General features: G+C 34.8%; 12 protein-coding genes. 4 read left to right on the top strand and 8 right to left on the bottom strand.

The genetic code is table 11. From position 1 onward, the window contains the following. Positions 1-77: 77 nt before the first annotated feature. Positions 78-1253 carry a Pycsar system effector family protein gene (locus tag AC5YGG_RS20070; RefSeq protein WP_496146211.1) on the bottom strand — a complete coding sequence of 392 codons (1176 nt, stop codon included), beginning with the start codon at positions 1251-1253 and terminating at the stop codon, positions 78-80. Between the two features lie 26 nt (positions 1254-1279). Between AC5YGG_RS20070 and AC5YGG_RS20075 the strand changes: the two genes are divergently transcribed. Beyond that, positions 1280-4999 carry a metallophosphoesterase gene (locus tag AC5YGG_RS20075; protein ID WP_496146212.1) on the top strand — a complete coding sequence of 1240 codons (3720 nt, stop codon included), beginning with the start codon at positions 1280-1282 and terminating at the stop codon, positions 4997-4999. A 28-nt stretch (positions 5000-5027) separates the two neighbouring features. Further along, positions 5028-5504, top strand: coding sequence for a hypothetical protein (locus AC5YGG_RS20080; RefSeq protein ID WP_496146213.1), 477 nt, complete (start codon positions 5028-5030; stop codon positions 5502-5504). A gap of 47 nt (positions 5505-5551) precedes the next feature. Here the strand turns inward: AC5YGG_RS20080 and AC5YGG_RS20085 are convergent, their stop codons facing one another. From AC5YGG_RS20085 to ruvX, 6 genes are all read right to left on the bottom strand, one after another. Then, a complete protein-coding gene (locus tag AC5YGG_RS20085; RefSeq protein WP_496146214.1) occupies positions 5552-6334 on the bottom strand; it encodes a hypothetical protein in 783 nt (260 codons plus the stop codon). 31 nt (positions 6335-6365) lie between these two features. Next, positions 6366-7241 (bottom strand): hypothetical protein, encoded by an 876-nt coding sequence (locus AC5YGG_RS20090; RefSeq protein ID WP_496146215.1) that lies wholly within the window; start codon positions 7239-7241, stop codon positions 6366-6368. A gap of 58 nt (positions 7242-7299) precedes the next feature. After that, complete coding sequence (gene mazG, locus AC5YGG_RS20095; RefSeq protein WP_496146216.1) at positions 7300-8067, bottom strand: nucleoside triphosphate pyrophosphohydrolase; 768 nt, start codon at positions 8065-8067, stop codon at positions 7300-7302. A 560-nt stretch (positions 8068-8627) separates the two neighbouring features. Beyond that, positions 8628-9188, bottom strand: a complete 561-nt coding sequence (locus AC5YGG_RS20100) for a DUF5606 family protein (RefSeq protein WP_496146217.1) — start codon at positions 9186-9188, stop codon at positions 8628-8630. Positions 9189-9264: 76 nt separating this feature from the next. After that, positions 9265-9837, bottom strand: coding sequence for a peptide deformylase (gene def, locus AC5YGG_RS20105; protein WP_076553078.1), 573 nt, complete (start codon positions 9835-9837; stop codon positions 9265-9267). Then, positions 9834-10250 (bottom strand): Holliday junction resolvase RuvX, encoded by a 417-nt coding sequence (ruvX, locus tag AC5YGG_RS20110; RefSeq protein WP_496146218.1) that lies wholly within the window; start codon positions 10248-10250, stop codon positions 9834-9836. Before ruvX ends, def begins: the two co-directional genes overlap by 4 nt. Positions 10251-10365: 115 nt before the next feature. Here ruvX and AC5YGG_RS20115 point away from each other — a divergent pair, with 115 nt between their 5' ends. Both AC5YGG_RS20115 and AC5YGG_RS20120 read left to right on the top strand, forming a co-directional pair. Further along, positions 10366-10842 (top strand): SixA phosphatase family protein, encoded by a 477-nt coding sequence (locus AC5YGG_RS20115; RefSeq protein ID WP_496146219.1) that lies wholly within the window; start codon positions 10366-10368, stop codon positions 10840-10842. Next, a complete protein-coding gene (locus AC5YGG_RS20120) occupies positions 10823-11713 on the top strand; it encodes an archaemetzincin (protein WP_496146220.1) in 891 nt (296 codons plus the stop codon). Before AC5YGG_RS20115 ends, AC5YGG_RS20120 begins: the two co-directional genes overlap by 20 nt. A 226-nt stretch (positions 11714-11939) precedes the next feature. On the opposite strand, the gene AC5YGG_RS20125 is transcribed toward AC5YGG_RS20120, so the two are convergent. Next, positions 11940-13484: a serine hydrolase gene (locus AC5YGG_RS20125; protein WP_496146221.1), complete on the bottom strand. Its 1545-nt coding sequence runs from the start codon at positions 13482-13484 to the stop codon at positions 11940-11942. Positions 13485-13510: the final 26 nt, after the last annotated feature.

Consider the following 13510-nt stretch of genomic DNA (forward strand, 5'->3'; position numbering starts at 1 on the left):
CATTATAGCACAAAAAAACTGCTTAAGGTAAGGTTAAATTTTCCCAGAAGCAGCTCTGTTTTTTGTTATTTCTTAATTTAAAGACTTAGAAAAGCAAATCCAAATGACAACACGGAAATAATAATTCCTGCCATAAAGATCTTATAAGTAATCGATAACAGCTTATACTTTCTGTCTAAAACTTTTCCCAGATAATATAGATCTTTCACCATAGAATCATAGATGTAATCTCTGTCTTTAATAAGATCCTTCATTGCATTATGATAATCATCAAACAGCATCTGATTAAAGTTTCCGAAGAATAAGAGATTTACCTTTCTGTTCGTGATATCCTGAGAAGTAAATGTTGTTTTAGTTACATTCGGTTTTGTGGATAATATGGCGAATATAATAGTCAAAACACTTGACAATAATAAGATAAAGCTGGGTAGAATAAGATGTGAATTTTTCGGTGCATCCAGCTTAGGAACCAATACAGAAAGACAAACAGAAATAATAATTGCATTTACAGACAACAGAATATTAGCTTTACTGTCTGCAATATCACTTAATCTCGTATGGTTGTTCAGAGTAATCCTGAAAAGTGTATCTACACTTCTGTCTGATTTCTCTTTATCTTTTTTGTTATCGGATTTACTATCGGAACTATCTTTCTTTTCCTCTTCTTTCATCAGTTTTTTTTCAATTTTCTTGATATTTTTCTTTTTTAGAGGCTCCCAGTTTTCCTTTGCATAATCTGTATAAAAGTGATGCTTGTTTTTTAGCATATCCAGATTTCCGGCATTCCATTCATCATTAGAGAAGCATTTAACGTTAGTAAGCTCCCACTCTTTCCTCAGACAATCAGAAATATCATTATAATCGTGACCTGCAAAATGACTGAAATCAGCATCTTTCACAATTTTTTCTAATAAATTCTGGGGTTCATAGGTGATTTTAGTAGCAAGAATCAGCTTTTCTACATCTGCAATATACGCTTCCGGATAGTTTTCCTGTTGTAAAAAGCCTTTCATAATTTCAACGCTTCTTTCCTCATGATTCTTGGCGCATTCTATATACCCTGTATCATGAAACCACAATGCTACAAGAACTTTCTCCTGATCTGCCTCAGAAACAGGGGTATTCTTCATGATTTCCTCAGCCTTATTGACGGTGTAGGCAGTATGAATAAAATTATGATAAAAATATACTGAAGATAACTTATCTTTGAATAAGGTTTCAACATAATTTTTAGCTTTGTCTAGAATGTTCATTCCTGAATTTTTGTTAATGTAAATTTATGAATTTATCCTTTAAAACTCATCTAAAAAATACTTCTATTGTTCTGAGAACAGTAATGTCCGCCGGAGTAATGTATTCCTGTGCAACATATAACGTACAAAAGGGCAAAAACTTATTCGAAGTAAAAGATTCCGAGATAAAATCTGAAAATGATTTTAAAGTGTTCCTCATTGGAGACGCCGGAAATGCAGATGAACCACAGGCACAAAAAACATTAAATCTGCTGAAAGGCAAACTGGATTCTGCCGACAGCAATTCTATGCTGATCTTTCTGGGCGATAATATTTATCCCAACGGATTGCCTAAGGAAACAGATAAAGATTACGATTTAGCAAAACAAAAGCTGGAAAATCAGCTATCCATCACCAAAAATTTCAAAGGAAAAACACTTGTTATTCCTGGAAATCATGATTGGTATAATGGCTTAGACAGATTAAATGCACAGGAAGCATTCGTAAAAAAATATTTTGACGATAAAAAAGCTTTCCTGCCTAAAAATGGCTGCCCAATTGATGATATTACGATATCCAAGGATATTAAGCTTATCGCAATCGACACGGAATGGGTTATCGCCAATTGGGACAATTACCCGGGAATCAATAAAAACTGTAATATCAAAACCCGTGAGGATTTCTTTACAGAATTTAAAGATCTTATTATTAAAAATCAGGGCAAAAGGATTATTGTAGCCCTTCACCACCCTATTATAAGCAGTGGAACCCATGCCGGGTTTCATTCTGCAAAGTCACACCTTTTCCCACTCAAAAGTAAAGTTCCGGTGCCTGTTGTGGCAAGTATGATCAATATCCTGCGAAGCTCTTCAGGAATAAGTCCGGCTGACCTCAACAATCCACACTATGCTGACCTTGCCAATAGACTGAAAAGTTTAGTTCAGGATAAGGAAAACATTATTTTTGTTTCCGGGCATGATCATAATTTACAGTATCATGAAGACGGAAATATCAGACAGATCATAAGTGGAGCCGGCTCAAAAACAGATCCCTCTACCATTGCAGAAAAAACAGATTTTTCTTACGGAGGAAATGGCTTTGCTGTTTTGAATATAAGAAAAGACCAAAGTACTGATGTAGAATATTTCTCTACAAAAGACGAACAATTAAAAAAACTGACTCAGATCTCCGTAATTTCCAAGCCGGATGTATTTGTAAATAATTTTCCTAATAAATTTCCTTCAACGTTTTCATCAAGCATCTATCCGGTTCAGCTTACCCAGAAAGGAGGCGTTTACCGATGGTTATGGGGAGAACATTACAGAAAGTATTATGGCATTCCTATTGAAGCCCCTATAGCTAATCTTTCAGAGCTTAATGGCGGTTATATCCCATTCAGGGAAGGTGGCGGAAACCAGTCGAACAGTTTAAGATTACTGGCTCCGGACGGGCAGGAATTTGTAATGCGTGGTGTGAAAAAAAGTGCTGTCAGATTCCTTAACAATATGGCATTCAAAAAGAGTACTTTAGGAGAAGAACTTACGGATACATTTCCGGAAAAATTTCTTTTGGATTTTTATACAACCAATCATCCCTTTACTCCGTTTTCCGTTGGAAATATGTCTGAAAAACTAAACATTTTCCATAGTAATCCGAAACTGTATTATATCCCTAAACAAAAGGCTTTAGACCGATATAACCAGAATTATGGAGATGAAATGTATATGATAGAAGAACGTTTCTCATCGGATCCCAAAACACTTGCTTATCTTAATAATGCCAAAGATATCCTTTCCACGGATGATGTTCTGAAAAACTTAAGCAAGAATACCAAATATTCTGTAGATAAAGAATCCTATATCAGAGCCAGACTTTTTGATATGCTGATCGGTGACTGGGATAGGCACTCTGACCAATGGAAATGGGCAGAATATGAAGATGGAGATCAAATTATCTACAAACCAATTCCGAAGGACAGAGATCAGGCATTCAGCAAATATGATGGAGCAGCATTTAGGGTCATTATGAATGTTCCTGCCATCCGACACATGAAAACGTTTACCGATGACATCAGCAGTGTTAAATGGCTGGCTATGGAACCATATCCGATGGATCTGGTGTTCTTAAAGGGTTCTACACAAGAAGAATGGGAAGCACAGGCAAAATATATTCAGGAGCATTTATCGGATGCTGATATTGATGATGCATTTCATAATCTTCCTAAAGAGGTACAGGACGAAACGATTGCAGATATTCAGAGAAAACTGAAATTAAGAAAAACAAAATTACAGAAATACGCTGCTGATTATTACAATGTATTGCAGGAAAAAGTACCTCTAGCCGGAACTGTAAACCCTGATAAATTTGTTATTACCAAAAAAGGACACTCTGTACAGGTACAGCAATATAAATTAGGAAAAAACAAGGATAAAAATGAGCTTGTTTTTGATAAAACCTATTATGACTCCAAAACAAAAGAACTTTGGATTTACGGTCTTGAAGATGATGATGTCTATGAAGTAGTAGGAATCGGAAGACCTAAAATGAACATCCGCCTGATCGGAGGAAATAACCATGATGTTTATAAAGTTGAAGATGGCAGAAAAGTAAAGATTTATGATTTTGCTTCTCAAAAGAATACCTACAGGGAGGCTGGTAATGCAACTAAGAATATTTCGGACGATTATGAAATCAATACTTATAATTATAAGCATCCAAAATACAATGCTGTGGCTGGCTATCCCAATGCAGATTACAACCCCGATGACGGAGTGATCCTTGGAATGCTGGTAAATTATACCGTTAACAATTTCATCCGCGATCCTTTTACTCAAAAACATAGTTTAAAAGCTAATTTTTATACCGCTACAGCAGGTTTCAGTCTTATTTATAAAGGAATTTTCAAGAAAGCAATTTCGGGATGGGATTTCAACTTAGATGCAGCGTATACAACTCCGAGGTTTTCCCAGAACTTCTTTGGACTTTCCAACGAGAGTATTTATGATAAAGAAAATACGGAAAGAGAATATAACAGGGCTAGGATTTCCAAGTTCAATATTGCTCCATCCATCTCTCAAAAAACATGGATGAATTTCAATCATCAGATTCAGCTTACTTTTGAAGACAACAAAGTTCAGCGAAAAGACGGTAGATTTATCAATCAGTCGCCTGATGTACGACCTGAGGTTTTTGACAGTCAACAGTTTTTAGGAGCAAATTATACTTTCAGTTATAAAAATGCTAATAACGCAGCTTTTCCTACTTTAGGTATGGAATTAATGTTAAATGCTGACTGGAAGGCTACTTTCTCTAATTTCAACAGAAATTTCCTGACGGTGAAAGGTCGATGGGCAATTGATCACAGAATTGATAAAAAAGGAATTTTTGTATTTGCCAATGCCAGCAATGCCATGTGGATCAATAATCATAATTTTGAATTCTATCAGGCGGCATCTATTGGTGGTAACAACGGAATGAGAGCCTTCAGAAACGAAAGATTCTCAGGAAGATCATATTTCGTCAATAATTCTGAAATACGATGGGATTTTGGAAGAGTCAGAAATAATATCGTTCCAGCCAATATGGGAATTCTTGTAGGCTACGATATCGGACGTGTATGGAATGATGGTGAATATTCCAGAAAATGGCATCAGTCTGTAGGAGCCGGAGTATGGCTGAGCATCGTGGAAATGATGTCTGCAAGATTAAATTATTTCTATGGCGCCGATGGTGGAAGGATCTCTGCCGGAGTAGGAATGAAATTTTAAATAAACACCAATATCAAAAAAATAAAAAATGAAAAGTCTCATCTTATCGATCAGTTTTATATTTCTGTTATTCAATCTTAATTGTAATCATCAGAGCAAAAATGAAAGTACTTCTATAAAAACAGAAGCATCTTCACAACAGAGTAAAATTGAAAAAATACAGTTAACAGAACAGACAAGAGGAAGTAATACCATTATTACTTACACTCCTGCATCTAAAGTAAGCTCCTATAATGGAGAAGAAAGCAATTCTCCAATGTCTGCATCCGAATGGGGAAAGATCACAAAACAGGCAGAAGCAATAGATTTATCTAAAATCTCCAGTCTTCAGTCTCCTACTACAGACAGATATACAGATAGGGCGTTGATAGCTACCATTATCATTACTAGCAATGGTACTACCTATACCTCAGCAAGCTTTGATTCCGGGAAGCCACCTAAAGAACTTGCGGAATTGTATAATTCAATCCAGCTCCCTAAGAAAATTCAGAAAAGAAAATTTTAATTTCAGCATAAAAAACCACAGAATGTTCTGTGGTTTTTATTTATGTATTAATGTGGGTAGTATAAAAGCAATTGTCCGTTTGAGTCATATTTATAAGTCCATTGGTTATATGAGAAACCAGAAGGCAGATTTACATTTCCGTTTTGGGAATTAGGCAAATACTGATATACCGTTTTCTTTTCTCTAAAATTGTTTACAGATAAACTTTTCTCATAAAAAGTATCATTGATTAGATACATCTTTTTGAATGGATTTCTAGCATTATCAAAATCTGTGTAAGTAGTCGTTGTACGAATATTATCCTCGCCTTTCCATGTTTTTTCTAATGATTCTTTTTTAATCAAATTATTTTTAGCATCAAAATAATAAGTAGTAACGGTTTCTATATCATAACGTTTTGAATATACCGTAATTTTACTTGGTTCATAAGTATAGGTCTTTGACATTACTACTTTTTCACCATATTCATCTTGATAAGACATCTTTGCAGTTTTTGGTTTACCATTTTCTAATATATAAACAATAGGTATATTATCAAATGTGGTTCCGTCTACAGTTACCTGATTATTATTATAAGTCAATATAACTTGTGCATTTGGGTCAAAATAAAATGTACCTGGTGAAGGAGTATATAGTTTCCCAATCATCTTTATTAAATTCCCATTCTTATAAGTAAATTGATAATGCCATGAAGAGGCTGGAGTATAAGGTTCGTCTGCAAAAAAGAGATAAGCCTTGTCCGGTTGTAAATCTTCTATCTGAGTTTCTTCATCATTACTACTGCACGAAAATAAAGTCAATGCAAAGAGAAAATAAAATAGTTTTTTCATGGTTAATTTCTGTATTGCAAAAATATATCTTTTATGGTTTCAGTGAAAACTTATATACATTTCCGCCTTCCTGCTTTGCTTTCTCATCGGCAATCATTAATGTTTTATCATCAAGGAATACAACGGCTTCTTTTTGAGAATTATGATTCAATGGAATTTTCTCAATGTTTGCGGTATTGAAACTGTCAGGAGTAAATCCCGTAAGAACATGTACGTTTTTATGTGTCAGTAATACAATCTTATCTTTTGTACTGTTAATCGTAGCAGAGGTAATAGCTGCATCATTATATCCGCCCTGAAGTTTTAATTTACCGATCAGTTTTGCCTCAAAATCACCTTCTTTATTAGGAACTTTAAATACCAGGAAAGTACCGTCAAAGCCTTTGCTTCTGTTTTTAGTAAAAAGATAAAAATTACCATCCATTTCTACAAAACTTTCACAATCGTATAAAAGGTTTGATTTTTTTGGTGGAAAATCTGTCTGTCCTTCATAATGAAACTTAGTCGTCTGAATAACTTTTGTAGTTGCCTGAGCAGCATCTTTCAGATCAGTTTTCAAAATAGCAAGATCCTGTCTGTTATTATCATTATTACCAAAATCTCCGATATAAATATTCCCCTGTACATCTGAAATAATGTCTTCCCAGTCTGTATTTTCAGCATTCTCTACCGGAACTTTGGCAACCATCTCTCCTTTGTCATTAAGACCATAAATAGCGTTCTTATTCCCTCTGTCTTCTATTACCCAGATTGTTTTTTTATCTTTTGATAAAGTAATTCCGGAAACTTCCTTTAGTTTTTTAGGTAAGGAAAATTGAAGTTGCAGATCATTATCTGATGAAGGCGAATTCTGTGCTTTAGGATTGCAGCTCAATAAAAAAAGAGGTAACATAAGAAGTCTTAGCATTGTGTGTTGTTTTAATTTAAACTGAAAATAAGAAGCATTAATTGTTCCAATTAAAGAACTATTGTAATTGTTTTGCTTTTTCCCAGAGAATATCCATTTCTTCTAAGGACATATCCGCCAGCTTGGCATTCTGTTCTTCAGCAAGTCCTTCCATTTTTTGAAATCTTGAAATAAACTTCAGGTTTGTTCTTTCCAGAGCAGAATCCGGGTTAATTCCTGAGATTCTTGCATAATTAATCAATGAGAAAAATACATCTCCCAACTCCATTTCTTTTTTACCAAGGTCTGTTTCAGCATGAAATTCCTGAATTTCTTCATCTACCTTTTTCCACGCATCTTCTGCATCATGAAATTCAAAGCCAATCCCTTTTACTTTATCCTGAATTCTATAAGCTTTTACCAGACTTGGCAAACTTTTCGGAACTCCTCCAAGAATAGACTTATTTCCTTCTTTTAATTTTAGCTTTTCCCAATTCTGTTTTACTTCTTCCTCATCTTTTACTTTGGTATCTCCATAAATATGCGGATGACGGAAGATCAGTTTTTCATTAAGAGAATTAATAACATCTGCTATATCAAAACTTCCTTTTTCGGAACCTATTTTAGAATAAAAAACCAGATGAAGCAACACATCACCTAATTCTTTTTTGATTTCCTGTAAATCTTCCTGCAAAATAGCATCAGAAAGTTCATAGGTTTCTTCAAGGGTCAAATGACGAAGAGACTGTAACGTTTGTTTCTGATCCCACGGGCATTTTTCACGCAGATCATCCATTATATCCAATAATCTTCCGAAAGCTTCTAATTTCTCCTGTTTTGTATTCATAGTAATTGGAAATTCAATATTATACAAATGTAAGGGTTATTCGGACACCATTACAAACGTTGGGAGTGAAAGTTATGGGATCAGTTTAAACCTAACAGGTTTTGGAAACCTGTTAGGTTTTTATAAGTATCCTGTCTTCAGATTCTTCATCCTCTTCAAACCTTCTATGAGATGTGCTAATTTTAGATCAATCTCAAAACTTTGAGATCATATTTGGATTATGAGATTTAAGTTTATACAAAGTTTTTATAATCTGATCTCATCTTGTTTTAAAAATCAAACCTAACAGGTTTCGAAAACCTGTTTGGTTTTTATAAGTATCCTGTCTTCAGATTCTTCATCCTCTTCAAACCTTCTGTTAGATGTGCTAATTTTAGATCAATCTCAACACTTTGGGATCATATTTGGATTATGAGATTTAAGTTTAAACAAAGTTTTTATAATCTGAGCTTAAAAAAATCAAACCAAACAGGTTTCGAAAACCTGTTTGGTTTTTGAATATAAAAAAACCTTGTCAGGAATCTCCTGACAAGGCTTTGTATTTTTAATTCAGAACTGAATTATCCTTGTTTTCTATGTGTGCTTTTAGGAGCTGCTTTTGCTGCTGAAGTAGCTTTTACTTTTGGAGTAGCTGGCTTTTCTGCTTTTGGAGCTGCTTTTTTAGCTTCTTTCTCAATGCTTACTTCTTCTGTAGCCGGCTCACCTTCTAAAGTTTCAGGCTCAGCTTTTACAAAACTTTCTGGAGTAATGTATCCAGCCTTGTGAAGAATGTTATACCACTGAGCTAATTTTTTGATATCTGAAGAATATACTCTTTCAGTATCGTAATTAGGAAGTGAAGTTAACATGAATTCTTTCAATTCTGTATCAGAAGATTTGTGAGAGATTGTTTCTTTGTAATCATTGTTTTTAGCAATATTTTCAAAAACCTCGAACAAAGGAACTTCCTTATCAAATGTAAACATTGCAATATTGTCTAATAAGCTTACCTGGCTAGAGTTTCCAATGCTTACTTTTTTCTTGTTGGTAACATCTTCAATGATGAATCCGTTTCTTAATTGAGAAACTAATTTGTAAAGTCCTGGTTTTCCAGAAATTGAAATTATTTTTTCTAACAGCATAATTTTATTTTTTGTAATTTCTGCAATCGGCTCGTGGCTTATTGCGTTTTATTATTCTTTTTAATCCTTGTTTAAATTATTTTGGAAATCTCATTTTGTAACCGATGCTTACATCACCCTGAGTGATTTTCGTAAGTTTTCCTTTTACCAGCTTTTTCTTCAAAGCACTTAAATGATCAGTAAAAAGTACTCCTTCAATGTGATCATATTCATGCTGAATTACGCGGGCTCTAATATCGGAAAAAGTTTCTGTATGTTTCACAAAATTTTCGTCATAATATTCAATAACGATTGTTCCCTTTCTTTTCACATCTTCTCTTACATCCGGAATAGACAGGCAACCTTCATTGAATTTCCATTCTTCGCCAGATTCTTCTAAAATTCTAGCGTTGATGAATACTTTTTTGAACTCTGCCAGCTCATCCTTAATATCTTCATAGTCCTCATCTTCTGCAAGAGGAGTTACATCTATTACAAACAGACGGATATCCAAACCGATCTGAGGCGCTGCAAGACCTATTCCATTCGCGCTGTACATCGTTTCGAACATGTTATCTATCAGTTCCTGTAATCCGGGATAGTCTTTTTCTATGTCTTTCCCTACTTTTCTCAAAACAGGATCTCCAAAAGCTCTTATTGGTAATATCATCTTAATCTTTGTTCTAAAAAATTCTGCAATATGATCGTTGCACTTACTTTATCTATTAATCCTTTTTCCTGTCTTTTCTTCTTATTTTTTCCGCTTTGGGAAATAAAGAATGAAGCCATTTTGGAAGTAAACCTTTCATCTAAACGATGAACAGCAATATCTGAAAATTCTTTTTTAAATTCTTCAATGAACTTCAGAATATCAGTTTCCACCTCTGAAATATTTCCTTTTAAGTCTATGGGAAGCCCAATCACTACTTCATCAACCTTATTTTCGCTGAAATATTTTTTCAAAAACTCCATCAAATTACGGTTCTCTACAGTCTCCAACCCACTGGCGATGATCTGCATATCGTCTGTTGCGGCGATACCACAACGTGCTTTTCCGTAGTCTATTGCAAGGATTTGTCCCATAAGTCTGCAAATTTAGTAAAATTTACTGATTTTATTCATAACGCAGTTTTTTTATCCAAATCATGTTTTATTCCATTATTTTTTTTATAATTTTAATCTTCCAAAAAACAAATATATGAAGAGACTCATCCTCGTAAGACATGCAAAAAGCGACTGGCCGGAAGAAACGGAGGACTTTGACAGACCTTTGGCAGACAAAGGGCTGGAGGATGCTATGAACATGTCCAGATTCTTAAAAAATAACAATATTTCCATTGATCACTTTGTATCAAGCCCCGCTGTACGCGCTTTGAATACCTGTAGAATTTTTAATCAGACCTATCAGCTGAACTGTTCTACTAATGAAAAATTATATAATCCATCGGAAACAAATTTTGAATCTGTAATCTATGATCTGGATGACACGCTGAATTCAGTTGCCCTGTTCTCTCATAATAATGGAATTTCCAATTTTGCAAACTCCATTTCTGAAGATATCTTTCATTTCCCAACCTGTGGTGTAGCCGGTTTTGAGGTTGACTGCGAGTCCTGGGCAGAGTTTGACGGTGCCAGAAAGAAACTTCTTTTCTTTTATGAGCCAGGGAAAATTTAGCTTCACTCCAACTCTGTTTTATGTAATAATTTTTACTTTTTTTTCCTGCCAGAAAAAGGAAAAAACTTATTTTGAAACTATTGCTATCAACGATGTACAATTATCTGCCACTCCAAAACCAGGAAGCTGGAGGTATAATCATGATGAAAAATTTCAGCAGTTTGATGATTTTCAAAAAGCAAAAAAAATCAAACCAGAACCTGCAAAAAATACAATTTATCTGCAGCCAATCGGTAATTTTAATGAGCTTCAGCAAAAAGAGATTGAGCTTACAAAAGAATACTTAAAGATCTATTTTCAGCTTGAAACGAAAGTATTACCAACATTACCCAACACGATCTTTCCTAAAACCGTAAAAAGAATCTTCAAGGATGGACAGGAACAGATTCTGGCTAGCTATGTATTAGATAGTTTTTTAATTAAAAGGAAGCCAAAGGATGCTGTAGTACTGATGGGAATCACAGAAAGAGACCTTTTTCCAAGACCTGAATGGAACTATGTTTTTGGATATGCCTCTTATGAAGATGGTGTTGGTGTAACTTCTATCTATCGATTTGCTAATGGTAATTTAACTGATTCTAATTTTAATGATAGCTTTCAAAGGCTTATAAAGATCAGTTCTCACGAAATCGGTCATATGTTTGGAATCAGCCATTGTCTTAATGCCAACTGTGTAATGAATGGAACTAGCACCCTTACTGAAACAGATTTTCATTATGCGAGAGCATGCTCGCTCTGTCAAAGAAAACTCAACTCAAGTATTCCTTACGATAATAAAAAACGTTTACTTGAACTAAAAGCTTTTTTTGAAAAACACCATCTCAATGCTGAACTATCACGTACTGAAAAGGACCTTAATCTTCTTCATTAACTAACTTTTATTATACATACTCATATTCCCCTCCGGAGGGGTGGCAAAAAATATATTTTTTGACGGGGTGGTTAAGTTTCGGCTAAAGCCCATCCCTATCGATATATAATTGATACAATTAATCTATCAGCATTAAAGTTCTCATAATCTGTGAACATCACAAAAAAAGAACGAACCAAAGTCCGTTCTTCATAAAGTATATTTTTTTATTGCAGTTTTTGCATTTTTATTTCCTTCTCAGATCCAGATCATCAAAATCAAAACTGAAATCTGTAACCTCTGAAATCGCTTTCAATCTTGCAGACTGTGCTTTTCCGTTTTCATCATAGTCAAAAACTATATAAGCATCGGCATCATAGCTTCTGTCGTCCCATTTAATGATAAATGAATTATTAGAATAAGGAAGCAATTCTCCTTTTAATCTCGGTGAATTTTTACATGAAATTCTATAAGTACTTCCCTGCTTCGCAATTTCTACATCACCAAACCAAACGTCATTATATATTCCTGTAAACTGTTCTGCTTTTGGCTGAAGTGCTTTTTCTTTTTTAAATACTTCAGATTTCGCAAATGCTTCTTTCTTTTGCTTATCATATTCAGCATTTATTTTTGTCATTCTATCGCCATAGGTTTTCAGCCAGTTTCTGTCTGCCACACCAAGATAAGAATCTTTAACGGTGTTGGTAATGGTATTAAAAGCCGCTCCAGACTGCTGATTCGTCAATACAACAATTCCCAGTTTAAGATCAGGAATTAACGTAAACTGAGTCACAGTCCCGATTAATCCTCCTGTATGCTGTACTTGCTTGTGACCTTTCACATCGCTAAGGAACCAGCCCAGCCCATATCCGTAAAAACTGGTATCATATGGATTCTTTGCAGCAACTCTATCAGGAATCTGTAAGCTCCAAAGCTGCTGAGCGTTTTTATCCGAAACTAATTTTTTACCCTCTTTTGTAGTAAAGTTGTTTAGCAGACATTCTGCCCAGGTAGTCATGTCTTTAATATTACTCATGATTCCTCCTGCTGCATTAGCTGTTTCATTCCAATCGTGAGGAACGGCAATTGCTTTTCCGTCTACCGGTGCGTGGGCATCAATTTTATTGGCAGCTCCTTTTGCTCTGTTATAACTTCCAAAGCTAGAGGTCATTCCTACAGGTTTCATAATCTTCTGTTCAATAAATTCTGCCCAGCTTAACCCTGAAACTCTGTGGATAACTTCTCCGGCAACAATAAACATAATATTATTGTAGTCTAATGTTGTTCTGAAAGGATTTTCCGGTTTCAGGTATCTTACATTGTGAACGATATCATTAACTGTCAGGCTTCCTCCTTCAGGAAAAAACATCAGATCTCCCTGTCCCAATCCCAATCCTGCTCTGTGTGTGATAAGATCTTTTATGGTTACATTTTGGGAAACATAAGGATCATACATCTGAAATTCAGGAATATATTTTGAAACTTTATCATCCCAGTTCACCTTTCCTTCGTCTGCAAGAATTGCCAGTGCTACACAAGTGAATCCTTTTGAGTTGGAAGCAATCCCAACAAGTGTATTATCATCCATAGGCTGTTTTGAGGTAAGGGAACGCACTCCAAAGCCTTTAGAATAGGTTACTTTACCATCTTTTACTATTCCTACCGACATCCCGGGAACATCAAAGGTTTTCAGTGTATTTTGGATCAGTTCATCCAGTTTTTTTTCTTCTACCTGAGCATTTGCTATTCCTACGGTTAAAAGAAAAATGAAAAAAGAAAGTTTCTGCTTCATTACTTTTTAATTTTCCCAAATGTAGT

It is taken from the genome of Chryseobacterium sp. CS2K3 (assembly GCF_059515185.1).

What these genes read in the sequence shown, in the direction of transcription:
- mazG (WP_496146216.1), bottom strand. Translation starts at nt 8,067, where the DNA reads ATGAATACAAAACAGGAGAAATTAGAAGCTTTCGGAAGATTATTGGAT.
- AC5YGG_RS20090 (WP_496146215.1), bottom strand. Translation starts at nt 7,241, where the DNA reads ATGCTAAGACTTCTTATGTTACCTCTTTTTTTATTGAGCTGCAATCCT.
- def (WP_076553078.1), bottom strand. Translation starts at nt 9,837, where the DNA reads ATGATATTACCAATAAGAGCTTTTGGAGATCCTGTTTTGAGAAAAGTA.
- AC5YGG_RS20085 (WP_496146214.1), bottom strand. Translation starts at nt 6,334, where the DNA reads ATGAAAAAACTATTTTATTTTCTCTTTGCATTGACTTTATTTTCGTGC.
- AC5YGG_RS20075 (WP_496146212.1), top strand. Translation starts at nt 1,280, where the DNA reads ATGAATTTATCCTTTAAAACTCATCTAAAAAATACTTCTATTGTTCTG.
- AC5YGG_RS20070 (WP_496146211.1), bottom strand. Translation starts at nt 1,253, where the DNA reads ATGAACATTCTAGACAAAGCTAAAAATTATGTTGAAACCTTATTCAAA.
- AC5YGG_RS20120 (WP_496146220.1), top strand. Translation starts at nt 10,823, where the DNA reads ATGAGCCAGGGAAAATTTAGCTTCACTCCAACTCTGTTTTATGTAATA.
- ruvX (WP_496146218.1), bottom strand. Translation starts at nt 10,250, where the DNA reads ATGGGACAAATCCTTGCAATAGACTACGGAAAAGCACGTTGTGGTATC.
- AC5YGG_RS20125 (WP_496146221.1), bottom strand. Translation starts at nt 13,484, where the DNA reads ATGAAGCAGAAACTTTCTTTTTTCATTTTTCTTTTAACCGTAGGAATA.
- AC5YGG_RS20080 (WP_496146213.1), top strand. Translation starts at nt 5,028, where the DNA reads ATGAAAAGTCTCATCTTATCGATCAGTTTTATATTTCTGTTATTCAAT.
- AC5YGG_RS20100 (WP_496146217.1), bottom strand. Translation starts at nt 9,188, where the DNA reads ATGCTGTTAGAAAAAATAATTTCAATTTCTGGAAAACCAGGACTTTAC.
- AC5YGG_RS20115 (WP_496146219.1), top strand. Translation starts at nt 10,366, where the DNA reads ATGAAGAGACTCATCCTCGTAAGACATGCAAAAAGCGACTGGCCGGAA.